Source organism: Streptomyces sp. NPDC048338, from assembly GCF_043201055.1.
Lineage (GTDB): Bacteria > Actinomycetota > Actinomycetes > Streptomycetales > Streptomycetaceae > Streptomyces.
Map to the genome: position 1 here is coordinate 301,023 of NZ_JBICYQ010000005.1, position 26,204 is coordinate 327,226.

Genomic DNA, 26,204 nt, shown 5'->3' on the forward strand with positions numbered 1-26,204 from the left:
ACGCAGGTCGTGCGCGTGTTCAGGCGGCCAGGGCAGCGAGCCGGGCTGTCAGGGTGGCGGCAGGCGGATAGGTGGCGCCCACGGCGGTGACGTGCTTCCAGTGCAGACGGCCGGTGGCGGTGAGGATGAACACCGCCCGGCGCAGACCGATCAGGGGTGCGGTGATTCCGAAGGACTTCGACACCACGCGCCCTTGGTCGGACAGCAGGGGCATACGCAGGCCGCGGCCGCGCGCGAACTGCTCGTGGCTGTCGAGCCCTTGGGGGCTGATGCCCCACACGGCCGCGCCCGTGGCCTGGAGCTGGGCCAGGCCGTCGGAGTAGGAGCACAGCTGCGCGGTGCACACGGGGGTGTCGTCGCCCGGGTAGAAGGCGAGGATGAGGGGCTTGCCGCGCTGTTCGCACAGCGTGTAGTCGCGGCGGTGGAAGGTTTCGCCGTCCAGGTGCCCGCCAGGGAGGCGGAAGTCGGCGACGGTGTCCCCGATCTTCGGGGTGGGGGCCATGGGGACCTCGATTCTGTACGCGCGGGCACGCGTCCGGCGATGGTGGTGGGCGCCGCGGATTCAGGCGGGGAGGGTCATCAGGAGCAGGGGGGTGGTGGTGGGCTGGGGGGAGCCTCCGGCGGGTTCGAGCGTGAGGCCGACCGCGCCCGCGTCGGCGGGGTCGCCGGTCAGGACGACGGTGCCGTCGCCGTGGATGAGTCCGGCGGGGCGCATGGTGCCGTCGTGGTCGAGCCACAGCTGGTAGGTCTTGCCCGCTCCCGGGGCGGGCAGGTTCGCGGCGGTGAAGACGGCCTTGTTCTGCCGCTCGGAGGCGACGACGGTCGTCAGGGCTCCGTTGGCGGCCTGCCCGTGGACAGTGCGCGCGTCCGGGGCCGCCAGTACGGCACTGACCGCGTCGAGCTGCTGCTGGGCCTGGCGAGCCTGCCGTTCGAGGTCCTGTCCGTTCTGCGTCTGCCACACCGCGACTCCGCCCAGCGCGGCAGCTGCCACGCTGGCGGCCAGCGCCAGGGGCACGGCCCGGCGGCGCAGGATGCCGCCAAGAGCGGGAGGTGCGCTGGGGGCGGGGACGCGTGGGGGCAACTGGCGCACCCCGTCGATGGCGGCCATGACCTGGGCCTTGGCGGCCGGAGGCGGAGGCTGGGAGACCGCGGCTGCCAGGCGCGCCGCGGTCGCCTGGAACTCGGCGGCTTCCTGCCGGCATGCCTCACATGCCCGCAGGTGGGCGTCGAAGTCCTCGCGTTCGGCATCGTCAAGTGCGCCCAGCGCGTAGGCGGCAACCAGGGTGTGGGCGTCGGTGGCGTGGTGTTTCATGTGGTCACCCCCATGCAGTCGCGGAGCCGGATCAGCCCGTCGCGCATGCGTGTCTTGATCGTGGGAAGCGGAGTGCGCAGGGCTTCGGCGACTTCACGGTAGGTCAGCCCCCGGTAGTAGGCCAGGGTCACCGCCTGGCGCTGGAGCTCGGTGAGGCCGCGCAGACAGCGGCGGACCTGCTCCGATTCCAGGCGGGTCTCGACCTGTTCGGCGACCTCGTCGAAGGCGGTGGTGTGCTCGCGGGCTGCCTGGGCCTGTTCCCGGTCGGTCGCGGCCTGGGCGGAGCGCACCCGGTCCACGGCCCGCCGGTGGGCGATCGTCGCCGCCCACGTCGTCACCGCGCCGGCGTCGGGGCGGTAGCGGGCGGCCTGCCGCCACAGGTCGATCATGACCTCCTGAGCCACTTCCTCGGACTGCGCCCGGTCGCGTACGACCTTGAGCACGGTCCCGAAGACCAGGGGTGCGAGGGCGTCGTAGAGCGCGGAGAAAGCTTGCTTGTCGCCGTGGGCGACCTTGTCCATCACGTGGGCGAGGTCGGTGCGGTCTGCGGCCGGTCCAGGACCGAAGGGGAGCGGCTCGTTCACCGGTGGGGCTCCGGCTGTGGAGAGAAGGCGAAGGGGCGGCCGGGGAAGGCCGCTGGAGGGCGGGGTGTCCATCGCATGCCAGTCCTTGACGTGTCGATCGAGCGCCGGCCGGACCGCCCCCGCGGGTTTGGTCCGGCCACCGCAGCAGGTGGGCGTGTCAGCAGTTCTTCGTAGCGGACGGACGTACGGATGGGAGGGGACTTCGTCACCCGCGCCCCCGACGGTTCCCCCGTTCGAGGGAAGCATGCTGTGCCGACCCAGCCGCCGGGCCGGCGGCCGCGAAGGGGCGGGTGAGGGAACAAGGAGCTTGGCGGTTTCCTCACCGGTCGCGCGGAACCCTCCGCACGGCCGCAGGTATCCCATGGGAGGTAGTCGAGATGGTTCAGGTACGACGAGGTCTGGCGGTGGCACTGGCGGCCGGTGCGGTCGTGGTGGGCGGCGCGTCGGCGGCGTCCGCCGACGCCGGGGCTCAGGGTGTGGCCGCGTACTCGCCGGGTGTGGGCTCCGGCAACCTCATCCAGGTGCCCATCCACATCCCGGTCAACGCCTGCGGCAACACCGTCAGCGTCATCGGCCTGCTCAACCCGTCGTTCGGGAATACCTGCGTCAACGCCTGACCGGACGCCGGGCCAAGAGCCCCGGTCCGTCGCCGACAAGACGGGGCGGCGCGGACCGGTGACCTGCCCCGGCTACGGCGTGCGAGGCAGTCCTGGGGACGCCTTGCACGCACCGTGAGCTGGGTAGGTCTGCTGCGGGTGGCTGTCGGCACAGCCACCCGCAGTATCCCGATCCTGTGCCGGGCCTACCAGGTGAGGACTGCTATGACCTGCTTGCCGAGGTGTGAGGGGCTGACGAAAAGTTCTGCGCCCAGCGCCCGGACGATCTTCAGGCCGCGCCCACCCGGCTCGGTACGCCGGGCGCCGTCGTGGCGACCGGACAGGTCGGGCGAGGAGTCGCTGACGGCGATGCCGGCCCGTCCGGGACCGACACCGAGGGTGAGCGCATAGGGGCCATCGGCGTGCAGGACCGCGTTGGTGACCAGTTCGGAGACGATGAGCGCGAGGTCCTCGGCGACACCGCCGGGACAGGGCACCGTCTCCAGGGCCAGCAGGCGTGCCGCGCTCTGACGGGCCTGTCGGACCGCCTGCGCACCCGACGGAAGCTGGATGTGCAGGGTTGCCGGACACGCACGGGATGCGAGGGCGGTGTCCATGATGACTCCTGAGAGGGGGAGCGGCCCCAGAAATCGGACCGGTGGAGTGGAGGAGACTGACCTGGGGTTCCGGTGACCCCGCCGGGGACACCACTCGTCGTGGCAGTTCCCATCGCCGGGCACACCATGACTGACGAGCAGCAGGGGTGCCTGGTGCTGCTTCCTGTAGCGCTTGGCCCACCAGCCGTCGTGCCGGTTCCCTTAGTTGGGCGTGACGGGGGTCCCACTCGCCGGCGGGACCAAGGAGGTCACCGCGGAAGGCGCGGAAGCGGCGTGCGCCGCAGCGGAGAGGTTCGGCACGGATGTGTCGGCAAAGGAGCCGGGTCGGCGCAGCACCGGCTACCAGCCGCCGTGTCCGCAGGGATGCGGTCATCGCCGGTACCTCCTCGCAGCCTGTCGATCGGGGTGACGTGCGGCTCCGTCAGGAGCCTCACATGTGGGATTCGGGACGAATTAGGTGATGGATTGTGTAAGCGACCGAATCGGGTGGGCCTTCTTTCGGGTGATGTGCGGGCGTCGGCCCCATCCGGCCGTGCTCTCGTGGCGAATCGGCCGAGCGGATCAGTGGAGGCACGGCCACGGAGCGGGGCCGGGCCAAGCCCGCCAGCCGGCATCGGCCCGGCATCAACGGAGAGGCGCGTGCGCGTGCGGAGTTTCACTCGGTCAGGCTCGCTCGCCATGGCCCTGCTGTGGCTAGTCCTGGCCGTGGCCGCCGGTCCCTACACCGTCCGACTCGGCGAGGTCACGCAGGCCGGCGGGGATGTAACGCTACGGGCGCCGACGGAGTCGGCCCGGGTGGAGCGGCTGCTGAACCCCACCGGGGCGGAGGTCGCCGTGCCTCTCGCCGTGGTCTGGACCTCCCGCCCGGAGGGCGAACAGATCACGGCGCGCCAGCAGCAGGCGGCGCGTCAGGTCATCGTCCGCCTGACCGGCACCGCCGGCACTCCGGTCCTCTCCCCGGACGGCCGGGCTCTGACCGCGGTGATCACCGCCGAACCCGACGGCGGAGCCGCCCGCCTGGCTGCCGTCGCCACAGAGGCGGCCTCGGTCGCAGGCACGAGCGTGCACCTGGCAGGGCCCGCGATCGCTCAAGCAGACCTCGACGCGGCCTTCACGCGTATCGACGGCGCCCTCCTGGCCGTTGCCCTCGGTGGCGTTCTGTTGATCCTGCTGCTGGTCTATCGCAGCGTGATCATGCCTCTGCTGGTGATCACGGGCTCGCTCCTGGCCCTCGCGGTGGCCTGCGCCGTCCTGTACGCGCTGGCCGGACCAGGCTGGCTGTCCATCGATGGCCAGGCCCAGGGCATCGTGTTCGTCCTGGTAGTCGGTGCAAGCACCGACTACGCCCTTCTCCTGGTGGCCCGGGCCCGCGAAGAACTCGCCGGACAGCGGGACATCGGCCGGGCGATGGCGGCAGCGCGCCGGGCCACCGCCCCGCCCGTGCTGGCGAGCGCCGCGACCATCGCCTGCGCCATGATGACCCTCGTCCTCACCGACCTGCCTTCCGAGCAGGCCCTGGGGCCGGCGGTGGCGATCGCGATGGTGTGCTGCACCGCCGTGTCCCTCACCTTCCTGCCGGCCGTGCTGGCGCTGTGCGGGCGGCGCGTGCTGCGGCCGCACACAGGAGCACGGCCGGGCGACAAGTGGGCCCGGCTCGCTCGCACGCTCGAGCACCGGCGGCGCCGGGTCTGGATCGGCTGCCTCGTTCTCCTCGTCGCCGGAGCGGCCCTGGCGCCGCTCCTGACCCAGACCGGCGTCCCCCTTCACCAGGCCCTGCCGGCCAAGGCTCCCTCCGTGGCCGGGCAGAGCGTCCTCGCACGCCACTTCCCCGCCGGCACCGCCAGCCCCCTGGTCGTCCTCGCTCCCGCTGCCCGGTCGGACGAGGTCCGCGACCGGATCGCTGCGACAGCGGGCGTGGCGGCCACAGCCGCGGTTCCACCCGGGCCTACCGGAGGGGTGCAGATCCTGGCGACGCTGTCGGACACCCCGGACAGCGCCCGCGCCCGGGACACAGTGGCCCGGCTGCGGGCCTCGCTGGCCGGGACCGGGGCGCTGGTCGGAGGCCAGAGCGCGCAGCTCGCCGATCTGCACCAGCTATCGGTGCGCGGCCACCGGCTGATCATGCCCCTGGTGCTGGCGGTGGTGTTGGCCGTCCTGATCATCCTGCTGCGCTGCCTGCTGCTGCCGCTGCTGCTGGTCGCGGCCGCCTGGGTCAGCCTGTTCACCGCGTTTGGAGCCGCCGCACTCCTTTTCCAACTGGTGTTCGGTAGCAGTGTGACCGAGCCCGCCGTGGTGTTGTTCTCCTTCGTCTTCCTCGTCGCGCTCGGGGTCGACTACAACATCTTCCTCGTCCACCGGATCCGCGCCGAAGCGGCCCGGCACGGCACGGCGGACGGTGTGCGCCGTGGGCTGGCGGCCACCGGAGGCGTCATCAGCGCCGCCGGCCTCATCCTGGCCGCCACCTTCGCCGCCCTCACCGTGATGCCTTTGCTCTACCTGGCACAGATCGGATGCATCGTCGCCTTCGGCGTCCTCATCGACACCCTCCTGGTACGCCTCTTCCTCGTCCCCGCCCTCATCCTCGACCTCGGCCCCCGCTCCTGGTGGCCCATCCGCCTCCCGGGTGACCGGCGCCCCGTCACCGGCCCCGCCCCGCGCTCCGGTGACCCGAGCCGCCCCGCTGCCTCCACGCCAACTGCGTAAGGCAACACCGGGCAAGCGGTTCACTCGTTCGGGGGTTGGACCAATCCGCCGGGCGGGGGCTGTCGAATGCCGGATGTGAGCAGCTTCCGCAGCAAACTCGTCCGCGCCGCACTCGGCGCGCTGGCCGGACTCCTGGCCGCGTTCACGGCCCTGGCGGTGGCCGAGCTGGTCGCCGGACTGGTGCGGCCGGCGGCCGGGCCCGTGACCGTGGTGGGCGGGGCGGTGATCGACCGGACGCCTGCCGCGGTGAAGGACTTCGCGATCCGCACGTTCGGAGAGAACGACAAGATTGTTCTCCAGCTGGGGATCCTTGTGATTCTCGCTCTTATCGCCGTCGGTCTCGGTGTCTTCGCCCTGGCCCATCGGCTGGCCGGTGCTGCGGGGGTTCTGGTGTTCGGGATCGTCGGCGCCGCCGCGGCGCTGAGCCGCCCCGACTCCACCGGCATCGGTGACGCGCTGCCCTCGATCGCCGGGGCGGTCGCGGGAGCCCTCGCCCTGTATGTGCTGGCGGCCAAAGCCGCCGTCCCCTCCACTGCCGCGGCGGGTGCGGACGGCCAGAGAGCCACCGGGGTGTGGAGCAGGCGCGGGTTCCTTGCCACGGCCGGAGTGACCGCAGTCGCGGCGACGTCGGCCGGTGCGCTGGGCCGGTACTTCACCGGCCGGCAAGGCCAAGGCGCGATCGCCTCGCGAGAGAACCTGGTCCTACCGAAGCCTGCCTCCCCGGCCCCCGCCGTACCGGCCGGCGTCCAGTTGAAGGTGCCCGGCATCACGGCCTTCACCACCCCCAACTCCGACTTCTACCGCGTCGACACCGCCCTGACCGTTCCCAAGGTCGACGCCGGCACCTGGCGGCTGCGCATCCACGGCAAAGGCGTCACCCGCCCCCGCACCTACACCCTCGACCAGCTCCTCGCCCGCCCGCTCATCGAACGCGATATCACCCTGACCTGTGTCTCGAACGAGGTCGGCGGCCCCTACATCGGCAACGCCCGCTGGCTCGGCATCCCCCTCGCCGACCTCCTGGGGGAAGCCGGCGTCCGGCCGCCGTCCAAGGGTGGGCGGGCGGATCAGCTGGTGGCCCGCTCCGTGGACGGCATGACGCTCGGCTCCCCGGTGGAGGACGTGATGGACGGCCGCGACGCGATCCTGGCGGTCGGCATGAACGGCGAGCCGTTGCCCTTCGACCACGGCTTCCCCGTCCGCATGCTCGTGCCCGGCCTCTACGGCTACGTCTCGGCCTGCAAGTGGATCGAGGACATCGAGCTCACCACCTTCGATGCCTACGACCCGTACTGGGTCAAGCGGAAGTGGGCCCGCAGGGCGCCGGTCAAGACCCAGTCCCGCATCGACACCCCCAAACCCTTCGCCCGCCCCGCCGCCGGTCCCGTCACCATCGCCGGGGTCGCCTGGGCCCAGCGCCGCGGCATCACCCGCGTCCAGATCCGCGTCGACGACGGCCCCTGGCAGGACGCCGACCTCGCCGCCCAGGCAGGTGCCGACACGTGGCGCCAGTGGTCCTACCGCTGGAACGCCACCCCCGGTGGACACAACCTCACCGTCCGCGCCACCGACGGCACCGGTCAGACGCAGACCGAGCAGCGCACCCGCACCATCCCCGACGGGGCGAGCGGCTGGCACAGCGTCTTCGTCACCGTCTCCTAGACCACCGGACCCGGCCGTCAGGCCGGCCCGAGCAGCACAGCACAACCCATCACCGAATACCCGTACAGACAGTCCCACGAGGAGCCCAAGATCATGAACAGCATGAAGATCCGCCGTACCGCGATCGCCGTCGCCGCGGCCGCCCTGCTGCCCCTCTCCCTCGCCGCGTGCTCCGACTCCGGCAGCGACACCACGGCCGCCCCCAGCGCGGCCGCCGAGGACGCCGCGAAGACCGGCGAGAGCACCCCGGCGGAGGGCACCATGACCGGCGACCAGCCGTTCGGCCCCGCCTGCGCGGGCGTCCCCAAGGAAGGCGCGGGCTCCTTCGACGGTATGGCCAAGGACCCGGTCGCCACCGCCGCGTCGAACAACCCGGCGCTGTCCACCCTGGTGACCGCGGTCAAGCAGGCCGGCCTGGTGGACACCCTGAACAACGCCAAGGACATCACGGTCTTCGCCCCGACCAACGACGCCTTCGCCAAGATCCCGAAGGCCGACCTCGACAAGGTCCTCGCCGACAAGGACATGCTCACCAAGATCCTCACCTACCACGTCGTCGGCCAGAAGCTCACCCCCAAGCAGCTGGAGAACGGCAGCTTCGAAACCCTCCAGAAGGGCATGATCACCACCACCGGGTCCGGCGAGTCCTACAAGGTCAACGACACCGCCAACGTGGTCTGCGGCAACGTCAAGACCGCCAACGCCAACGTCTACATCATCGACACCGTCCTGATGCCCAAGTAGGCCCTCGCGCGAGATCGGCAAACCTCCACGGCCCTGCACCCCATCCTCTTCGGAAGGGTGCAGGGCCACGGCGTGAACGCCCCGTACGAGGACCCGGCCGGCCCGGGCGCAGCACCCAGCGGCACCCGGGCCGCCCGGCGGGCGGTCTACTTCTGGTTGATGGGCAGGGCCAGGTCGGTGACCTGGTACATCCTCGGGAACGCGCCCTTGCCGGTGGCCTTGCCGGTCAGCACGTCGATGGCGTAGAGGCGGTAGGAGCCGCCGGTGCCGATGGCCGCGAAGCCGTGGTTCATGCCGGTCTTGGGGTCGGAGTAGATGTCGAAGCCGGCGTCGAGGGCGGCGTCCAGGCCGAGGTTTCCGGTGGGGGCCAGGGTGCCGGCGTTGGCGGGGGACTGCAGGGAGATCCGGTCGGCCATCGTGTCGAGGTCGAACAGCGTCGTCGCGGTCGCGGCGTTCAGGTCGTTGTTGGTGTACGCGGCGCCGGTCACCCCCATCGCGGTCGACGGCGGCATGGTCGGGTTGGTCAGGGTGCCGTCGACGGTCGTGGTCAGCGGGGCGGCCGCGTCGTCGATGTTGTGCCGCAGGTTCTGCCCGGTGTTGGAGATGACCCGGAGCCGGTTGGCGGCGGGGTTGAAGTCCACGCCGAACGCGCTCCCGGCCAGGGCCACGGTCAGCTGGGAGACCTTCATGGCCTTGGCGTTGGTGGTGTTCAGGGTGTAGATGCCGCCCTTGTCGCCGACGCCGTAGAGCTTCTCGTTCTGGACGCGGAAGTCGATTCCGACGAGCTTGGTGTCGCCGGACAGCCCGGTGACCTTGCCAAGGGACCAGGTCTTGGAGGGCTTGTGGACGTCGAACTCGACCAGGCGCTGGTCGCCGGTCAGGCCGATGGCGTGCAGGGCCTTGTGGTCGTGGGCGGGCAGCGTGTTCGAGGCCGGGTCGGACGCCGCGAGCGCGGGCGCCGCGCACAGGGCAGCCAGTACGACCGCGGAAGCCGCGGTCATGGTCCGGTTGCGCATGATCACTCCTTCATCGGGCCTGGGTCAGGGTGGCCCAGGTCTCGTGATGCATTCGCCACCGGCGCCGCGGGGGATCGGTGACCGGGGAGGATGCCACTCTCATGGCCCAAGGGAGCCGTTCCGGGCTGCGCCAACTGGGTGGGAACGGCGGCGCGCCTGTCCTCTCCCGGGCGGGATCACGTTGCCGGGTTGAGGGTGTGGTCGTGGCTACGGATGAGAGATGGCTGCCCACGGATTGTGCGGGGCTTGAGATCTGCCGGGACGGGAACGAGGTACGCGGGCTGCGGCTGCTGGGCTGGCAGGAGGTCCTGCCCCGCTCCCTGGCGGCAGCGCTGGGAGACCAGGAGGCCCCGGTCGCGTGCCCGCCCGTGCTGGCGCAGGGAGCGGCCCTGACGGAGCTTTCCCGGTTCGGTACGTGAGAGGAGCCGCTCTTCGGTGCAGCGCTGCGGGCCGGTGGCTGCGGTCCGTCGGCGAGCTCGACGGTCATCCTGGTGGTGAAGCGGCTGATGGGGACTTGCGTGCCGCAGAGGCCGTGCGGTCGGCCCCCGGCCTGCCGCACCCGGGCAGGTGAACGGGCACGCCCCGCACCACCGGCACCTTGTTGCAACTCTCTTGCAATAAGCGGTTGTTGGCTCGTTCGGCCTAACCCTGACGCTGCGTGTCGCCCACTCCTGGAAGCCGCCGCAGGCGACCACCGTCAGAGCTCTGAACTGCGGAATCACCACCTTCCGCGGTCCTGGGCATGCCGGCGCGGGCAGGCGAGCGGCAGCGCGGCTGCCTCCGGGCGTGGTTTCCTTCGGCCTGCGCAGCCCTGCGCGATGGTGTGCCCGGACCTCGGCCAGTCCCCGTTGCCTTTCCTGGCCGTGCCTGGGCAGTGCGAACCCCCTGGTTCGCCGCGGTGCCGACCGTCACCCGCGCAAACCCGTAGCGGCACCGCCGCCCGCCCGATTCAGGCCGGGCCCGGTGCGCACCCTGCTGGGAAGGAACCACCTCTCCGTGAAGGCAACACCCGCGGCGTCCGGTCGACGCCGGCTGCTGGACCAGTCCCTACTCGTCCTCGGCTCCGGCGCGCTCGCGACCGCCATGGCCGTCCTCACCCTAGGCCCCGGCGTCAGCTCCGCCTCCAGCCACCGTGAGGCGCCGCTGATCGCCGGCGACCCGCGCGCCGACAACACCGATGTCTACGCGTTCACCAGCCCCGACAAGAGCGACACCGTCACCCTGCTGGCGAACTGGATCCCGTTCGAGGAGCCCAACGGCGGACCGAACTTCTACGCCTTCGGCGAAGACCTCCGCTACAACATCAAGATCGACAACAATGGTGACGGCAATGCCGACGTCACCTACACCTGGCGGTTCAAGAACCGGATCCGCGACGCCGCCGACCAGTTCCTCTACAACACCGGCCAGGTGACCACCCTGGACGATCCGGACCTGAACTTCCGGCAGGTCTACGACCTGGTCGAAACCCGCCACGGCAGGATCAAGGTGCTGCTGTCCAACGTGCCTGCCGCCCCGTCCCGGGTGGGACCGGCCTCGATGCCCGACTACGCCTCACTGCGCGCCCAGGCCGTGCGCTCCCTGCCGGGCGGCGGGAAGGCGTTCGCCGGACAGGCCGAGGACCCGTTCTTCGCGGACCTCCGGGTCTTCGACCTGCTGTACGGCGGGGACCTGTCCGAGCGCGGGCAGGACACCCTGGCCGGCTACAACGTCAACTCCGTCGCCCTGCAGATCCCGAAGAAGCACCTCGCCCTGGGCGGCAACCCCTCCAGGAACCCAGTCGTCGGGATCTGGTCGACCACCGACCGCAAGGGAGTGCAGGTCTCCGACTCGCGCACCGGCCACGGCGACAAGTGGAAGCAGGTCTCCCGCCTGGGTAACCCGCTGGTCAACGAGGTCGTCGTCCCGCTGAAGTTCAAGGACGCCTTCAACACGCTCAACCCCGACCAGGACCGCACCGTCCAGCCGGTCGTCGACAAGGTCCTCGACCCGATCCTGCCCAAGCTGATCCAGCAGGTCTACGGCATCCCCGCCCCGCCCGCCCCGCGCAACGACCTGTTCGAGATCTACCTCACCGGGATCTGCAAGGCGTGCGGGCCCATCCAGGCCGACCTCAACGCCCACCGCCTCAACCGCGACGCCAACCTCCGCAAGATCGTGCCCGCGGAGGAGCTGCGCCTCAACATGGCCGTACCCCCGACCGCGAACCCCAACCGGTACGGCGTCCTCGCCGGCGACCTCGCCGGGTTCCCCAACGGACGCCGCCTGACCGACGACGTCATCGACATCTCCCTCCAGGCCGTCGAAGGCGCCGCCCAGACCGGACAGCTCATTCCCGCGCTCGCCGACGGCGACAAGGTCAACGCCAACGAGGTCCCCTTCGGCACCTCCTTCCCCTACCTGGCCCTGCCGCACACCAAGTCCGTCAACAGCGGACCGTCCGGCATGACCATGAGCAAGGAGAAGTCCGCGGCCTCCCTCGGCGGCGCGGGTGCCGCCCTGCTGGCGGCGGCCGGATGGCGGATGCGCCGCAACCGCGCCTGATGTGACGCCACCGCTCCGTTAAGGCTCTGCGGCCGGACCGGAATCGTCCGGCCGCGGAGCGCGTCACCTCACGCACGAAGGACCCCCTCCGATGCACCCTGACCCCCGTATGCCCCGCCGCAGGCACCGCGTGACAGCCGTCGCCGTCACCCTCGCGCTGGGCACCGCGATGTTCGCTGCCGGGGCCGTACTCATCGCACCCGCCAACCCCGACGCGCCCGCACCGGGCGGCACCGTGTCTGCCGCCCGGCCGGCAGACACGGCCGCGGCCCTGACAACGAGACTTCAACGCCTTCCGGGCGACTGGAACACCTGGTCAGCCCTCGGCATGGCCCACATCGAGCAGGCCCGCACCACCGCCGACCCCGCGCTCTACACCAGAGCCGACAAAGCGCTGCGCCGCTCCCTCGCCCTGCAGCCGAGCGGCAACACTGGCGCCGAGACCGGCATGGCCGCCCTCGCCGCAGCCCGCCACGACTTCACCACCGCCCGCACCTGGGCCAGGAAGGCCCTCACCAGCGACCCCTACAACCCCGCCGCCTACGGAGTCCTGGCCGACGCCCACACCCAGCTGGGCCACTACCGCGACGCGGAGCGGGCCGTGCAGAAGATGAACGACCTGCGGCCCGACGCCGCCTCCCTGGCCCGCGCCTCCTACACCTTCGAACTGCGCGGCAACACCGAACGGGCCCCCGAACTGATGCGCCGCTCCCTGACCGCGGCCACCACCGACAGTGAACGCGCCTTTGCCCGCGCCTGCCTGTCCGGCCTCGCCCTCGAGGACGGCGACGCACGACGGGCACTCGACGAAGCCGACCAGGGACTGCGCACAGCACCAGAGGACCCCGCCCTCCTCGACGCCCGAGCACGCGCCCACGCCGCCCTGGGCAAGACGGACCAGGCACGCGCGGACTGGCAGCGCGCCACGGACATCGCACCCCTGCCGCACCTCCTGCTCGCCCTCGGCGAGACGTACCAGGCTCTCGGACACGACGAACAGGCCCAAGCCCAGTACACGATCCTGCGAGCCCAGGACACCCTCCGCAGCTCCGACGGCGGACCGCCGGACACCGACGCCATCCTCTTCGAAGCCGACCACGGCAGCCCCGTTCGCGCGGTCGCCCTGGCCGAGCAAGCACTGCGCGCACGGCCGTTCGTCGCCGTCCACGACGCCTTTGCCTGGGCCCTGCACCGCGCCGGCCGCCACCGGGAGGCCCTCGCCCACGCCGACCAGGCCCTCGCCCTGGGGACACGCCACGCACTGTGGAGCTACCACCGAGGCGCCATCCACCACGCGCTGGGCAACGATCAGGCGGCCACCGCCGACCTGGAGTCGGCCCTCGGCCCTACCCCCGCACTCCATCCCCTGCACGCCACCCACGCGCGTGCCCTGCTCGAACGAATCGGCACCCGCCCATGACCCCCGCACACCGCACCCTCACCGCAGCCGCCGGCCTACTCATCACCGCCTGCTGCCTCACCACCCCGGCCGCGGCGGCCCCGGCCCACCCCCTGGGCAACTTCACCGTCAACTACCACACCGGCCTTGTCCTGCACCCCGACCACATCGACGCCACCGTCATCGTCGACCGCGCCGAGATCGCCGCCCTCCAAGAACGCCCCCGCATCGACACCGACGGCGACAACACCCTCACCGCCGCCGAAACCACCCGCTACGCCACTGCCAGGTGCACGGCGCTGGCCGGTCAACTCGACCTGCGCACCCCGGCCGGCCCCGCCCGATGGAGCCCCCGGGCTGCACAGCTGACCTGGGAGGCGGGCGAAGCGGGCCTGAAGACAAGCCGGCTTACCTGCGCATACACCACCGCGGCCCCACTGGAGCGCGGCGGCGACGTCAGCGTCCGCACGGCCTACGACACCACCCGCATCGGCTGGCGCGAGATCACCGCCAAGGGCGCCGGACTGGCGATCACCGGAACCGACCTGCCCGCCACCTCACCCACCGACCAGCTCCGCCGCTACCCGCCGGATCCGCTCGCCACGCCGCTCGACCAGCGCACCGCCGAACTGCGCACCACACCCTCCGCCGATCCCCCAGCCACCAGCGTGCTGCCCGGCCCGCCTGTGGTCGGGCAGACAGTCGACCGGGTAGCGGCCTGGTTCGACTCCCTGGTCGCCCGCCGCGAACTCACCGTTCCCGTCGGACTCCTCGCGCTCCTGCTCGCCCTCGTCCTGGGCGCCTCACACGCCCTCCTGCCCGGCCACGGCAAAACCATCATGGCCGCCCATCTCGCCGGGCGACGCGGCACCCGCCGTGACGCCGTCACGGTCGGCGCGACGGTGACCCTCACCCACACCGCAGGCGTCCTCGTACTCGGTCTCGCCCTCCCCGCCGCAACCCACCTCGCCGGCGAAACCGTCCTGGCCTGGCTCGGAACCATCAGCGGACTGATCGTCACCGCCATCGGCCTATGGCTCCTGACCAGAGCCCTGCGCAACGACCCCGACCACCAACATCACCATCACGGTCATCACACCCACCATCATCACCACGGACCCGGACACCACAACCACAACCACGATCACGACCACGACCACGAGAGGGATCACCACCCAGGCCCCGCCCCGTCAGCCGGACCTGTGCCCGCAGCCCGTACAGGTCCCCCCGAAGCGGCCTCAGGCAACACCCGCACTCGCACCCTGACCGCACCGGCACCGGCATCGGTCCAGGGTGATCCACACCATCACGCCTCATCCGGCCGCACCCAAGCCCGCAGCCCGGGGGCGAGGAGAGGTTTGATCGGCATGGGCATCGCCGGCGGACTCGTGCCCAGTCCCTCCGCTCTTGTCGTCCTCCTCGGAGCCGTCGCCCTCGGCCGCACCGCCTTCGGCGTCCTCCTCGTCCTCGCCTACGGACTGGGCATGGCCGCCACCCTCACCCTCGCCGGGCTCCTCCTCCTCCACGTCAAGGACCGCATCAGGACCCTCGGTGACAGCCACCCCCGCGCTCGCCGGCTCGTCGACACCGCCGCATGGGTCGGACCGACGGCCACCTCCTGCCTCGTCGTCCTGGTCGGAATCGGACTGACCGCACGCGCCCTCGCAGCGTGACGCCGGGCTCGGTGCTCTGTGTAGGGCTGTCACCCGTGACTGGGTTCCACGGCCGGCAGGTGCGCCTTCCGTGGCCGCGTAGAACTGCCTACCCCAGCCCTCAACGGCTGTGTTCCGGTCCTGAGCCGCGTGTCGTGCCGTGATCGGCAGGGGCGGGCTTGTGTGCTCGCCGGCGGCGGACCGCCCAGGCCGTGAGCAGGAGCGCGGCCAGCAGCGCGGCGATGAGTGCGGGACCGGCGGCGTCCACGGCGCCCGCGAGGGCGCGCTGCACGGCCCCGGCGGCGTCGATCACGGGGTCGGTAGTGGCGGGATCACGCTGGGTGCGGATCTCGTACCAGCCGTAGTAGGCGACGTACGCGCCGACGACGAGGAGGAGCCCGCCGCCGAGGCGGGGTGCGAGGGCACCCGCCCGGCGAAGGCGGGTCACCGCCGTGGTGCGGGTGAGGGCGACGGTGAGGGAGGCGGCGCCGACGATCAGGCCCATGCCGGCGGCGTAGGCGGTGAACAGAAGGATGCCGTGGGTGGTGGAGCCGCCGCGGAAGGCGGAGACGACGATGGCGAGGAAGGGGGCGATAGTGCAGCCCAGTGAGGCGGTGGCGTAGGCCATGCCGAACAGTGCCATCGAGGGGACGGAGCGGGTGACGGTCGGGGCCCGGCGGACCTTGGGTGTCAGGGCGGGGAGTTGGCGTCCGGCCAGCAGCCAGCCACCGGCGACGGCCATGAGCAGTCCGAAGGCGATGGTGAACCAGGGCAGGTGCTCTTGGACCTGTCCGGCGACGGGCTGGATCACGAGGCCGAATATGCCGAACAGGGCGGCGAATCCGACGGTCATGGCGGCCGTGGCGGTCAGGGCCCGGCCCACGGCGACGGCCCGCGTGGGCGTGTCGTCGCCGAGGACGAGGAGGGAGAGGTAGGCGGGGAGCAGGGCGAAGCCGCAGGGGTTGACGGCGGCCAGCATGCCAGCGGTGAGGGCGAGGGCGAGAGGCAGGTCGGACATGTCGGTTCAGCCGGTGAGTCCGGCGACCTTGTCGGCCAGTCCCTTGCCTGCGGGCAGGACGCCCTCGTAGACGGTGGTGCCGTCCTTGTCGAGGATGACGTAGCGGCTCTGCTCGGTGACCTTGAACCGCTTCCACACCTCGCCCTTCTCATCGGACAGGTGTGGGAAGGAGTCGGTGCCGGTGTCGGAGACGAAGTCCTTCATCGCGGCGTTCGTGTCGAGGCCGGCGACGCCGACGACGTTCGCCTTGCCTTGCTCGTCGGCGGCGACCTTGGCGGTCTCGGCGGCCTGTGCCTTGCACTTGGGGCACCACGGTGCCCAGAACCACAGGACGGTCGGCTTTCCCGCGAGCGTCTTCGCGTCGAAGGGCTTGCCGTCCACCGTGGTGGCGGTGAAGTCCAGTGCCGCGGGCACCTTGGCCCCACCCGCCCCGGTGCCGCTTGCGTCCGAGCCGGCGGGAGGCTGGGCGGGGGACGACGCCGTCGACGGGGACACCGCCCCCGCGTCACCGGCGGAATCCGAGCCGCCGTTCGCGCCGCACCCGGTGAGAGCGAGCAGCGCGGCGGCGACGGTGGCTGGAATGAGGGTGCGGGGACGCATGGACGACTCCTGTGTGTCGGGGACCGGAGGGGAGCGTAGATCGCTTCCTCCGGTCGTGGGGTGCTGGTGGCCTTACGGTTCGGTGACGCTTACAGGGGTTAGCCTGCTGCGTCCTGGAGCCGCTCGCGGTCGAGCACGGTGATACGGCCGCGGGCGAGCCGGAGCAGTCCGTGGTCGGCCAGTTCGCGTAGCACTTTGGTGCAGGTCTCGCGGGAGGTGCCGGCGAGCGCGGCGAGTTGTTCGTGGGTGAGGGCGATTTGCGGGTGGCGTCCGCCGGGGAGCAGCGGACTGCTCGGCGGCTGGGCGGTGCTCAAGGTGACCAGGGTGGTCGCCACGCGCTGGGCGACGGTCTTGAAGACGCTGTCGGACAGCCGCTGTTCGAGGTCGGCCAGCCGGCGGCCGAGGATCGCGGTGATCCGGGCGGCGATCCGGGCGTCCGACAAGAGGAATGTGTGTACGTCGGCGCGGCTCATGACGCAGACGACGGTGTCGTCAAGGGCTTCGGCGTAGTTGTCGTACATGTGCTGTCCGAGCAGCACCATCTCGCCGAAGATGGTGCCTGGGGAGATGATCGCGGTGGTGAGTGCGCGGCCGTCGACGGAGACCCGGAAGATACGGACCCGGCCCTTTTTCAGGATGAACAGGACTTCGGAGGGCTGGGTGGGCGAGTAGAGGATCTCGCCGGCGTGGTAGGTCTTCATTGGTGCCGCGGCGGCGATGGCTTCCATCTCCTGCTCGGAGAGGTCGCAGAAGATGTCGACCTCGGCCAGGCACCAGGTCCGCTCGGTGTCGTCGTCCGATGTGGCGTGGTTCATGTGGTGCGTTTCCTCGCGTCGTCCCGGGGCCCACGGTGGTGGTGCGGTGCCCCATGCCGGGCTGGCCAGCGCCTCGGCGCTGCTGGCCAGACAGTAGGGCACCGCACCGCTCTCGACGGCTATGCGGCGCAGTGCCGCGCCCGGCGATGGGGCTATGGGGTCGGAGGTAGACGAGGGAGCCTCACGGTTCATCGGGCCGTGTCCTTGCCCATCGCCTGCGCGATGCCGGCGAACGTCGCTCCGGCGAGGAGCCCGAAGACGAGGTGGGCGCCGAGGCTGGAGGCGGTGACGTCGTTCCATTCGAAGACGGGCATTCCCATGTTGGCCGGCATGATCCACAGGGCGCCTAGGGTCCACCACACGGCGCCGTAGGCGAGGCCGAGGATGACGGCGGGGGCGATGCGCTGGGCGAGCTGTCCGAGGACCACGCCGAAGGTGATGCCGGCGAAGGTGGCGATCCCGAGGTGGATCAGCCAGCCGACGAAGGCGTTCGTGGAGCCGAGGAGCCCCGCGACCATGGTGATCATGGCGGTGTCCATCATCGGCCGGGACACCGACATCCAGATGCCCATCCCGATACCGCCGACCAGTCCGGCCACAGCGCCCCACACCGCGTACAGCGGGATCGCGGCGGTCTTCGGGGATGCGTGCACAGTGGTGGCCATGGTGATCGTCCTCCTTTGCGGTTGTCCTTCCGCTCTCGCCGCTGACGCTAGGGCGCAGTGCCCGTGCGGGTATGTGAGGGCGCTTACGTACCCGGCGGTAGATCGCCGGGGCCGTCAGGGGGATGCCTTCACGGCGGTCAGCAGGGCGTAGCCGAGTACACCGTCGGTGACGGCGGCGCGGGCCGCGTCCAGGACGGCCGGGGCCGCGGTCAGGTCGACGCCGGCGTCGGCGAGCCGGGCTGGGGCGGTGATGTGCAGCAGGTCCAGGCGTGCCTGGACCTGGTCGATCATGCGGATCATCGCCTCGTCGTGGCGTTCCGTGGTGAGGGTGCGCAGCCCGGCAGCGGCGAGGAGCTCGGCGTAGTCGTCGAGCGGGCGGGCGTCGGCGATGCAGGCGATGCGGGCGGTCAAACCCCGCAGCTCGGGCGGGAGGCGGTCGGTGTCGGCGGTGACGTCGGTGATGCCGAGGCGTCCGCCGGGTTTCAGGACGCGGGCGACCTCGGCTGCGGCCCTGGGTTTGTCGGGGAAGGTGCACAGCGCGCACTCCGACACCACGGCGTCGAAAACCTCATTGTCGTAGGGCAGGTGCTCGGCGTCGCCGATGGTGAAGACGGCCCGGTCGGCCAGCCCTGCGGCCTGGGCGGCTCCCTGGGCGAGGGCGGTGTTGGCGGGCGCGTAGTCGACGCCGTCCGCCCGCACCCCGTAGACGTCGGCGAGCAGGAGCGCGGTGGTGCCGCGGCCCGAGGCGACGTCGAGGACCCGCCCGCCGGGGGTGAGCGCGAGCCGGTCGGCGAGGCGGCGGGTCAGGGCGGTGCCGCCGGGGTGGTAGGAGTCCCCGAGCAGCAGCGCGACGATGTCCTTGGAGTAGGCGTCCGCGCAGCAGGACTTGATCTCCTCGTGGTTCACGGCCGGCGCTCCTCGCTCCCGGTGCGGGTGGTCTTCGAGCCGTACGGGGTCGTCGTCAGCCGGCCGGCGAGGGGCAGTGCGTTCGGTGCGACCGGGGCGACGGGGACGCCGGACATCTGCTCGCGGACCTGTTCTCGGTAGCCGACGGAGTTGTAGGCGCAGAACGGGATGAGTCGCCCGTCGGGGGTGATCTCCTCGACGCAGCACTTCATCAGCTGTTTGACGTTGAGGGTGTAGGGGTCCTGGAAGTCCTGCACGACGATCATGAACGCCTTGTCGTTCAGCTGTTTGACCGCTTCGGGCAGGTCGATGCCGCAGGCGTCCGCGCAGTCCAGGGCCTCGGCGGTGGCCCGCAGCTTCTCCTGGGTCGTCTCGGTCCCCATGAACGCGGAGGCGGACCAGAGCTTTTCCAGGGCCTCGCGGATGCCGGTGTCGGGCATGACGCGGTTGGTGACGTAGTCGAGGTAGTCCTCGACGTTCAGCAGCCGCGGGATGGGCACGACGGTGCGGTTTCCCGGTTCGCCGTCCACCAGCAGGTAGGTGATGGAGCGGCAGGTGGGGAAGCAGCAGGGGACGGGGAAGAAGTCGCCCTTGGCGAACCAGTCGGGCCGCTGGGCGCTGATGAGCCGGATGACGTCGGGGTTGGTGAGCCGGTTCAGCGGGTCGAACTCCACGTGCCGTCCAGAGTGGGTGACCGGCTGGAACGCCACGGAGCGTACGGCGGGGTGGTCGATGCCGTACTCGATGATCGCCCCGAGCTCGTGCTCGTTCAGGCCGCGCTCGACGGCCGCGACGAGGGTGACGGTCAGCCCGGCCTCGGCGCAGTTGCCCAAGGCCCGCTGCTTGAACGTGCGCAGGTCCCGGCCGCGGATCTCCAGATGGGTGCGCTCGTCGAAGCCGTCGAACTGGAGGTAGACGTTTACCGACCGGCTCGGAATCTGGTTGCGTTTGCCAAGCTCGGCGACGAAGTTCCTGTCGGTGGCCAGGCGGATGCCGTTGGTGTTGAGGTTGACGTTCTTGATGGGGCGGTCCTGGGCGAGGTCGATGAAGTCGAGGATGTGCTTGTGGATGGTGGGCTCGCCGCCGGAGAACATCACCACCTCCGCCTCGCCCTCGGAGGCGACGAAGGCGTCGAGCATCCGCTCGCACTGCTCGTGGGTGATGGAGTAGCCGTCGCTCTGGTGGCCGGAGTCGGCGAAGCAGATCGGGCAGTCCAGGTTGCAGCCGGTGTTGACCTCGATGATGCCCAGGCAGGCGTGCTGCTTGTGCTCCGGACACAGCCCGCAGTCGAGCGGGCAGCCGTCCTTCACCTCGGTCTGGAACGTCAGGGGGATCGTGCCGGGCTTGTTGAACCGCGCCGAGGACAGGTACTCCTCCGCGTCCCCGTACACCAGTGCCTCGAACTCGCCGTGATCGCGGCAGCGTTTGCGCAGGTACACCTTGTCCGCGCGGATGTTGACCTGCGCGTCGATGGGTGTCTTGCACAGGGGGCAGATGGACTTGGTGAACTCCACGAACACCTCGTCCCGGTCCGCCTTGCGCCTCGGCGCTGGCGCCTGGGTCATCGCAGAACTCCTCTTCCATGGGGGCTTGCGTTCAGCGGACGTCGCCGCCCGGATCGGCTTCTTCGTGTGGCTGGGGCTTGGCTGGGACGGTCGTGCAGCAGTCCTCCGGCCCGGCGCCGCGGCGGCGACGCGCTCGACAGCGCAGGGCGTAGCCGGTGCCGGCGAGCAGCACGACCGCACCGACGGTGATCAGCCATGGGTTGGCCAGCGCCCCTCCGACGGCGCCGAGTGCTCCGCCGGCCACGAGCAGCGGGCCCGCGCAGCACACCACCATCAGCAGCCCGGCACCTACGACCGCCGCGAGGCCGCCGAGGCCGGACCGTTCACGGGATGCGGACATCGCGGCTCGCCTCCTCCCGGTCAGCGGGCGACGGCGCGGGCGCTCGGCGGGCGGAGCGGATCAGGATGCCCGCGTACAGCAGCGTCAGGGCGTCCTGGACGAGAACGAACCAGCTCAGGCGCTGCGTGAGGTAGATGCCGAAGCAGCCGCAGTTGTCCACCGTCAGGCCCCGCGCGTACGCCTGCACGGCCAGCATGGTCCACACCACCGATACACCCGTGTACACCCACACCGGTGCCAGGGCCCTCGACCGCGGGCGGGCCAGGAACCAGACGCCGGCCACCAGCTCGCCCGCGATCAGCGCGGCGGCCAGCGCGGTCGCCCCGGCGCCGTCCACCAGCCCGTACGCGGCCAGAATCCCGGGCATGTGCCCGAAGGAGGCGAGCTGGCCGATCGCCATCGCCGTATATACCGTCCCGAGCACGATCCGCAGCACCATGATCCGACCGTAGGCCGCCAAGGAGGGCGAGAACTGTAAGCGCGCTCACCGAAGCGCCTCCCGGCACAGGGCACGATCGGCAGTACGGATCCCAGGGGGTTCGGGAGGTGCCAGGTGACCGGCCAGAACGATCGGATGCCTTCTCGCCCGTCGCGGCGGCAGGTTCTCAAGGGCGGGGCCGTGGTTTGCGCCGTCAGCCTCGTGCTCGCGGGTGGGGCGATCCTCGGCGGGAAGCTGGCCTCAGATGGGCCCTCCGCCCCGGTGACGGCCGTGCAGCCGGGCCAGGACCCGTCGCTGGAGGCGCTCGCCGGCGCCGCCGTGTCCGGCGGGCCAGGCAAGGACGGCATCCCCTCCATCGACAAGCCCCGCTTCGTCCCTGCGAGCAAGGCCGGCTTCCTCGACGACGACGATCCGGTCTTCGGCCTGGAGTACCAAGGTGAGGTGCGGGCCTATCCGCAGCTGGTGCTGGTGTGGCACGAGATCGTCAACGACACCGTCGGCGGCCGGCCGCTCGCGGTCACGTACTGCCCGCTGACCGGCACGGTCATCGGTTTCTCCGCCCCGCCCGGCGTCCAGGACCTGACGTTCGGCACCACGGGCAAGCTCGTCAACTCCAACCTGCTGATGTACGACCGGCAGACCGGCTCCGAGTGGCCCCAGCTGATCGGCACCGCGGTCAGCGGCCCGCTCAAGGGCACGAAGCTGGACACCGTGCCGCTGGTGTGGACCACGTGGAAGCAGTGGCGGACCGCGCACCCCGACACAGAGGTGCTGTCCACCGACACCGGGTTGCTGCGCTCGTACGGCAGCGACCCGTACGGCTCCTACGACTCCTATCCGGACCGGGGCGGCTACTACGCCAAGGGCTGGCCGATCTTCCCCGTCCTCGCCACCAGCGACCGGCTCGCCGACAAGGACGTCGTCATCGGCGTCCGGGTCGGCAAGGAGCGCCTCGCCATCGACAAGGACCTCGTCCGCACGCACCGGACCGTACGCGCCGAGGTAGGCGGCACGCGGGTGGAGGCCCGCTGGGACGACCGGCTCGGCACCGCCCGCGTCGTCCAGCAGACATCGGAAGGGTGGGAGCCGGCGGACTTCCTCGACTCGATGTGGTTCGCCTGGTACGCGTTCTACCCGGGCGGCCAGGTGCGGACATGAGCAGGCTGCTCACCTTGCTCGCCGGGATGGGCGACGCCTGGGACGCCACCGTCGTCGCGATCAGGACCACGCCCGGTCGGGTGCGTGCCGCCCTCGCTGTGCGCCGCCACCGCAGGACCGGGCTGATCGCCGCGAGCCTCACCCTGCTGGTGTACCTGTTCTCCATCGGGGACCTCGCCGTTTCGGCCTCCGGCCGCTTCACCGGCGCACCCGTGTTCCAGACTGCTCCCGGACAGCTGCTTCAGGTCCGCGCGCCGTATCTGTTCGAGCCGGTCCTGGCCTGGCACCCCAGCAGCTACCTCACCATCCTCCTCAGCCCGGTGAACCTGCTGCTCGGCGCCGTCGTGGCGGCGCTGGTCGGCTGCAACATCGCCGTCGCCGCCCACGCCGCCCGGCAGGCCGCCTCCTGCCGCCGCACCCGCTACGCCCGGCTGCTGGGCGCGCTCCCGGCGCTCCTGCTCGGATTCGCCTGCTGCGTGCCCACGTTCCTACTCGTGCTGGGCGCGAGCACCGCCGCCGCACTCCTGCCGGTCCTGATCCCGCTGCGCCCGGTCTTCTACCCGCTCACCCTGCTGATGCTCACCGGCACGCTGGTGTGGGGCACCTCGCGGACCGGCCGAGCCGGGCGGCGTACCCGCCACGCGGGTGCCACCGGCGACGCGGCGGCACCGGCGCCTTCCGCCGTCCCGGATACGCCGGATACGCAATGACCAAGACCCTCGAACACGGTAGGCCAGGGAGGCTCTCATGGTGCGGGTGCAGGAAGTCGATGTGGTGGTGATCGGCATGGGCGTCGGCGGTGAGCATGTCGCTGAGCGGCTGGCCGAGGAGGGGCTGGACGTGGTCGGGGTGGAGGCGGAACTGGTCGGCGGGGAGTGCCCGTACTGGGCGTGTATCCCGAGCAAGATGATGATCCGCGCTGGCAACCTGCTCGCCGAGGCGCGGCGGGTGCCCGGCATGGCCGGAGACTCCCAGGTGGTCGCGGACTTCGCGCCGGTCGCTGCCCGGATCCGGGACGAGGCCACCGACGACTGGAACGACCAGGTGGCGGTCGACCGGTTCACCCGCAAGGGCGGGCGTTTCGTCCGCGGCCGTGCACGGCTGGCCGGACCGGGCCGTGTGGAGGCCGAGGGCGAGATGTTCGCCGTCCGGCGCGCGGTGGTGCTGGCCACCGGCAGCCGCCCGCAGATCCCGCCCGTCCCCGGGCTGCAGGACGTGCCGTATTGGACGAACCGGCAGGCGGTCTCGGTCAAGGAGCCGCCGGCCTCGCTGCTCGTGCTCGGCGGCGGCGCGATCGGCGTGGAGCTGGCCCAGGCGTTCGCCCGCTTCGGCACCGCGGTGACCGTCGTGGAGCCGTTGGAGCGGCTGCTGCCCGCGGAAGAACCCGAAGCCGGCGCGCTGCTGGCCGAGGTGCTGGCTGAGGAAGGCGTCACCGTACGTACCGGGGCACGCGCTGCCGGAGTACGGCACGTGGATCACGCCTTCCGGCTCACCCTGGACAGCGGGCAGGAGATCGCCGGGCAGCACCTGCTGGTGGCCACCGGACGCCGACCCCAGCTGGCCGGGCTCGGCCTGGAAACCATCGGCCTCGACCCCCGCGCCCGCGCGCTGGCCGTAGACGGGCAGATGCGGGCCGCACAGGGCGTGTGGGGAGTCGGCGACGTCACCGGCCGAGGACTGTTCACCCATGTGGCGATGTACCAGGCCGAGGTCGCCGTCCGTGACATCCTCGGCCGGCCCGGACCGGACGCCGAATACCAGGCCCTGCCCCGCGTCACCTTCACCGACCCCGAGGTCGGCTCCGTGGGCCTGACCGAGCACGCCGCCCGCGCGCAGGGCCTGCGCGTACGGACGGGCACCGCGCGGGTGCCGTCCTCGGCACGCGGCTGGATCCACAAGGCCGGCAACCAGGGCCTGGTCAAACTCGTCGAGGACACCGGCCGCGGCGTCCTGGCCGGGGCCACCTCCGCCGGCCCGGCGGGCGGCGAAGTCCTCTACGGCCTGGCCCTCGCCGTGCAGAACGAGATTCCCGTCGAGCGGCTGCGCCACATGATGTTCGCCTACCCCACCTTCCACCGCGCCGTGGGAGACGCCCTGGCCGACCTCGGCCATGGCGACTGACGCCCAGGGGCACGGACGCACGACAGCGGGGCGGCCGACCCCGCGCCCGGCCGGTCAACGGTGAGGAGGAGGCAGCCAGCAGAACACCGCCCGCGTGAGAGCCCTGGTCAGCCAGTCGCCCACTTGATCACGCACCCGCACCGGACCCCGGGCACCGCGGGAGGGGGCCAGCCCCTCAGGCGCTGGCGCGCCGCCCGGCGCCGGCCTCAACTCATGCTGCGTCCCGGCCCGCCGGGCCAGCCCGCTCGGCCGCGCCACCATGTCTCATCGCCGCCTTCCCTCTCCGTGCGAACAGACACGCCGCCCGCACTCCACCGCGTCCGTCGGCTCGCCGTGCGGTACCGGCGAGCCGCTCACCTCAGAGTCGAGCGCCGCTCTGCCTCGTGCCGGACCGCGCCCAGGGAGGCCGCGACGGTCGCTTCCCACCGGGGGGCGACCAGGCCGCCCCACCACTGTCCGGCCCTCCAGAGATCCGTGGCGAGCTCGCCCTCGTAGACCAGCCGCGTACCGGACTTGTGCTCGGTGAGGGCGAAGGATTCGGTGACCGCCGGGATGGGCCCGCGCACCAGGCGGAAGTCGACCCTTTCTGGGCGGGTGAACCGCACCGTCTCCACCGTCGTCGCCGTCAGCCGCCCGCCCGCGACCGGGGTGCGATGGGCGGCGAGCACCATGTCGCTGCCCTGTTCCAGCACCGTGACCTTCTCGCGCATCGCTCGGGTGGCCCGGCCCAGATACGGCTGGGCGATGACGTCGAACACCACCTCACGCGGCGCCGCGATGTCGACGGTTTGCGGCCCCAGCGGCCGTGTGCGCCGCCCGACTCCCACATCCAGAGGCAGTGCCCCGGTCACCAGCCCCAGATACCCGGCCGCCGCGCCTACGCCCGCTGCGCTCACCGCTCCCAGAGCACCGATCCACGCCATTGCCCGACCTCTCCACGCGTGTCTGTCCCCGTCTCACCTACGACGCTAGGCCGGGCATGTACGCCGATCAGTGAGCGCGCTCACCTTCCTCCCGGCGCGTCGGCCCCTACCCTGATCGCCACCCCCGAGTGGTGGAGGACCAAGGAACGTGGAGCCTGTTTCCGAGATGGCCGGTAGTCGTGCCGCGACGAACGCGCTGCTGGCCGGTCTGCGCGCAGACAATCTCTCTCCGGCCGCCGTCGTGAGTTTCCTCGGCCAGGCCGCGCACCGGTCGCTGCTTCAGGCCGCCCGCCGCCCCCGAGCGTTGGCCGAGCTCACCGCCCTGCACGGCGTCCTGTACCGGCTGGCGCGGGGCAGGCGGCCCGGGCGGCGCTGGGTGGCCGCCAGCTGGGTCCTCGCCGCCTCGCACCTGGGGCTGCTGGAGCATCGCACCCGCCTGACCGCCGCAGACGTCCTGACGCTGCTGCGCGCCAACCTCCCCGCCCTGCCCGGCGGTACCGGCCGCGCCTCCGGCGTCCTGGCGGTCGGCCTCGATCTCGCCGACGGGCGGCTTGCCCGTCATCAGGACACGTCCTCTCCCTTCGGCGACTACGCCGACACCTTCGCCGACGCCGCGTTCTGGACGTGGCTCACCCTGCGTCACGAGCCCAACCCCGCCGTACGGGTGGCGGCCATCGCCGCCTGGGCGCTGCCTGTCGTCACCGTCACCGGCTTCGCCCTGCGCCGCGGCGTCATGCCCGAGCGGCCCCGACCCGTCCTGCTGCGTCCGGCCGCCGCCCTTCAGGCCGTCGTCGCCCTCCGGCACCTGACCCGCCGCTGACCCGC

At 71.5% G+C, this 26,204-nt stretch carries 25 protein-coding genes; 11 read left to right on the plus strand and 14 right to left on the minus strand.

Translation table 11 applies throughout. The annotated features are described in order from the left end of the window. Positions 1 to 19: 19 nt before the first annotated feature. Genes ACGFZF_RS14675 through sigK form a run of 3 tightly spaced genes read right to left on the minus strand, consistent with a single transcriptional unit; the run spans position 20 to position 1,896 of the window. Entirely contained in the window at positions 20 to 502 is a 483-nt protein-coding gene (locus ACGFZF_RS14675) for a peroxiredoxin (RefSeq protein WP_392582230.1), read from the minus strand. 60 nt (positions 503 to 562) lie between these two features. Then, positions 563 to 1,312 (minus strand): anti-sigma factor domain-containing protein, encoded by a 750-nt coding sequence (locus tag ACGFZF_RS14680; RefSeq protein ID WP_392582229.1) that lies wholly within the window; start codon positions 1,310 to 1,312, stop codon positions 563 to 565. After that, positions 1,309 to 1,896, minus strand: coding sequence for an ECF RNA polymerase sigma factor SigK (sigK, locus tag ACGFZF_RS14685; protein ID WP_392582228.1), 588 nt, complete (start codon positions 1,894 to 1,896; stop codon positions 1,309 to 1,311). The genes ACGFZF_RS14680 and sigK overlap by 4 nt, the downstream gene beginning before the upstream one ends. 377 nt (positions 1,897 to 2,273) lie before the next feature. Here sigK and ACGFZF_RS14690 point away from each other — a divergent pair, with 377 nt between their 5' ends. After that, entirely contained in the window at positions 2,274 to 2,513 is a 240-nt protein-coding gene (locus ACGFZF_RS14690) for a chaplin (protein ID WP_392582227.1), read from the plus strand. A 185-nt stretch (positions 2,514 to 2,698) separates the two neighbouring features. Here the strand turns inward: ACGFZF_RS14690 and ACGFZF_RS14695 are convergent, their stop codons facing one another. Then, complete coding sequence (locus ACGFZF_RS14695) at positions 2,699 to 3,109, minus strand: ATP-binding protein (RefSeq protein ID WP_392582226.1); 411 nt, start codon at positions 3,107 to 3,109, stop codon at positions 2,699 to 2,701. Between the two features lie 645 nt (positions 3,110 to 3,754). Between ACGFZF_RS14695 and ACGFZF_RS14700 the strand changes: the two genes are divergently transcribed. From ACGFZF_RS14700 to ACGFZF_RS14710, 3 genes are all read left to right on the plus strand, one after another. Next, complete coding sequence (locus ACGFZF_RS14700) at positions 3,755 to 5,812, plus strand: MMPL family transporter (protein WP_393554043.1); 2,058 nt, start codon at positions 3,755 to 3,757, stop codon at positions 5,810 to 5,812. Between the two features lie 66 nt (positions 5,813 to 5,878). Continuing rightward, positions 5,879 to 7,474, plus strand: a complete 1,596-nt coding sequence (locus ACGFZF_RS14705; protein ID WP_392582224.1) for a molybdopterin-dependent oxidoreductase — start codon at positions 5,879 to 5,881, stop codon at positions 7,472 to 7,474. A gap of 93 nt (positions 7,475 to 7,567) precedes the next feature. Next, positions 7,568 to 8,218 carry a fasciclin domain-containing protein gene (locus ACGFZF_RS14710; RefSeq protein WP_392582223.1) on the plus strand — a complete coding sequence of 217 codons (651 nt, stop codon included), beginning with the start codon at positions 7,568 to 7,570 and terminating at the stop codon, positions 8,216 to 8,218. 146 nt (positions 8,219 to 8,364) lie between these two features. On the opposite strand, the gene ACGFZF_RS14715 is transcribed toward ACGFZF_RS14710, so the two are convergent. Beyond that, positions 8,365 to 9,234, minus strand: a complete 870-nt coding sequence (locus ACGFZF_RS14715; protein WP_392582222.1) for a DUF4394 domain-containing protein — start codon at positions 9,232 to 9,234, stop codon at positions 8,365 to 8,367. Between the two features lie 1,083 nt (positions 9,235 to 10,317). On the opposite strand from ACGFZF_RS14715, the gene ACGFZF_RS14720 reads away from it, so the two are divergent. The 3 genes from ACGFZF_RS14720 (at position 10,318) to ACGFZF_RS14730 (ending at position 14,850) form a co-directional block, all read left to right on the plus strand. After that, the gene (locus tag ACGFZF_RS14720) at positions 10,318 to 11,778 is read left to right on the plus strand and encodes a DUF4331 domain-containing protein (RefSeq protein ID WP_393554239.1); all 1,461 of its coding nucleotides are present in this window, start codon (positions 10,318 to 10,320) and stop codon (positions 11,776 to 11,778) included. 91 nt (positions 11,779 to 11,869) lie between these two features. Further along, entirely contained in the window at positions 11,870 to 13,198 is a 1,329-nt protein-coding gene (locus ACGFZF_RS14725) for a tetratricopeptide repeat protein (protein WP_392582220.1), read from the plus strand. Further along, positions 13,195 to 14,850, plus strand: coding sequence for a nickel transporter (locus tag ACGFZF_RS14730; protein ID WP_392582219.1), 1,656 nt, complete (start codon positions 13,195 to 13,197; stop codon positions 14,848 to 14,850). Before ACGFZF_RS14725 ends, ACGFZF_RS14730 begins: the two co-directional genes overlap by 4 nt. A gap of 100 nt (positions 14,851 to 14,950) precedes the next feature. On the opposite strand, the gene ACGFZF_RS14735 is transcribed toward ACGFZF_RS14730, so the two are convergent. The 8 genes from ACGFZF_RS14735 to ACGFZF_RS14770 all read right to left on the minus strand — a co-directional run bounded on the left by ACGFZF_RS14735 (position 14,951) and on the right by ACGFZF_RS14770 (position 21,177). Then, positions 14,951 to 15,847, minus strand: a complete 897-nt coding sequence (locus tag ACGFZF_RS14735; protein WP_392582218.1) for a cytochrome c biogenesis CcdA family protein — start codon at positions 15,845 to 15,847, stop codon at positions 14,951 to 14,953. 6 nt (positions 15,848 to 15,853) lie between these two features. Continuing rightward, a complete protein-coding gene (locus ACGFZF_RS14740; protein ID WP_392582217.1) occupies positions 15,854 to 16,447 on the minus strand; it encodes a redoxin domain-containing protein in 594 nt (197 codons plus the stop codon). 98 nt (positions 16,448 to 16,545) lie between these two features. Then, positions 16,546 to 17,262, minus strand: coding sequence for a Crp/Fnr family transcriptional regulator (locus ACGFZF_RS14745; protein WP_392582216.1), 717 nt, complete (start codon positions 17,260 to 17,262; stop codon positions 16,546 to 16,548). Between the two features lie 188 nt (positions 17,263 to 17,450). After that, positions 17,451 to 17,927, minus strand: coding sequence for a hypothetical protein (locus ACGFZF_RS14750; protein ID WP_392582215.1), 477 nt, complete (start codon positions 17,925 to 17,927; stop codon positions 17,451 to 17,453). A 114-nt stretch (positions 17,928 to 18,041) separates the two neighbouring features. Further along, positions 18,042 to 18,833 carry a class I SAM-dependent methyltransferase gene (locus ACGFZF_RS14755; protein WP_392625668.1) on the minus strand — a complete coding sequence of 264 codons (792 nt, stop codon included), beginning with the start codon at positions 18,831 to 18,833 and terminating at the stop codon, positions 18,042 to 18,044. After that, positions 18,830 to 20,398, minus strand: a complete 1,569-nt coding sequence (locus ACGFZF_RS14760; protein WP_392582213.1) for a radical SAM protein — start codon at positions 20,396 to 20,398, stop codon at positions 18,830 to 18,832. Before ACGFZF_RS14760 ends, ACGFZF_RS14755 begins: the two co-directional genes overlap by 4 nt. Before the next feature lie 31 nt (positions 20,399 to 20,429). Further along, entirely contained in the window at positions 20,430 to 20,738 is a 309-nt protein-coding gene (locus ACGFZF_RS14765; RefSeq protein WP_392582212.1) for a mercury transporter, read from the minus strand. Beyond that, positions 20,722 to 21,177 (minus strand): MauE/DoxX family redox-associated membrane protein, encoded by a 456-nt coding sequence (locus tag ACGFZF_RS14770; protein ID WP_392582211.1) that lies wholly within the window; start codon positions 21,175 to 21,177, stop codon positions 20,722 to 20,724. The genes ACGFZF_RS14765 and ACGFZF_RS14770 overlap by 17 nt, the downstream gene beginning before the upstream one ends. Before the next feature lie 180 nt (positions 21,178 to 21,357). Between ACGFZF_RS14770 and ACGFZF_RS14775 the strand changes: the two genes are divergently transcribed. The 3 genes from ACGFZF_RS14775 to ACGFZF_RS14785 are packed head-to-tail and all read left to right on the plus strand — an operon-like array spanning position 21,358 to position 24,456. After that, entirely contained in the window at positions 21,358 to 22,335 is a 978-nt protein-coding gene (locus tag ACGFZF_RS14775) for a DUF3179 domain-containing protein (RefSeq protein ID WP_393554048.1), read from the plus strand. Next, positions 22,332 to 23,045 carry a hypothetical protein gene (locus ACGFZF_RS14780; RefSeq protein WP_392582209.1) on the plus strand — a complete coding sequence of 238 codons (714 nt, stop codon included), beginning with the start codon at positions 22,332 to 22,334 and terminating at the stop codon, positions 23,043 to 23,045. The genes ACGFZF_RS14775 and ACGFZF_RS14780 overlap by 4 nt, the downstream gene beginning before the upstream one ends. 37 nt (positions 23,046 to 23,082) lie before the next feature. Beyond that, positions 23,083 to 24,456, plus strand: coding sequence for a dihydrolipoyl dehydrogenase family protein (locus ACGFZF_RS14785; RefSeq protein ID WP_392582208.1), 1,374 nt, complete (start codon positions 23,083 to 23,085; stop codon positions 24,454 to 24,456). Between the two features lie 353 nt (positions 24,457 to 24,809). On the opposite strand, the gene ACGFZF_RS14790 is transcribed toward ACGFZF_RS14785, so the two are convergent. Next, positions 24,810 to 25,352, minus strand: coding sequence for an SRPBCC family protein (locus tag ACGFZF_RS14790; RefSeq protein ID WP_392582207.1), 543 nt, complete (start codon positions 25,350 to 25,352; stop codon positions 24,810 to 24,812). A 175-nt stretch (positions 25,353 to 25,527) separates the two neighbouring features. Between ACGFZF_RS14790 and ACGFZF_RS14795 the strand changes: the two genes are divergently transcribed. Continuing rightward, positions 25,528 to 26,199 (plus strand): CDP-alcohol phosphatidyltransferase family protein, encoded by a 672-nt coding sequence (locus tag ACGFZF_RS14795; RefSeq protein WP_392582206.1) that lies wholly within the window; start codon positions 25,528 to 25,530, stop codon positions 26,197 to 26,199. Positions 26,200 to 26,204 lie beyond the last annotated feature (5 nt).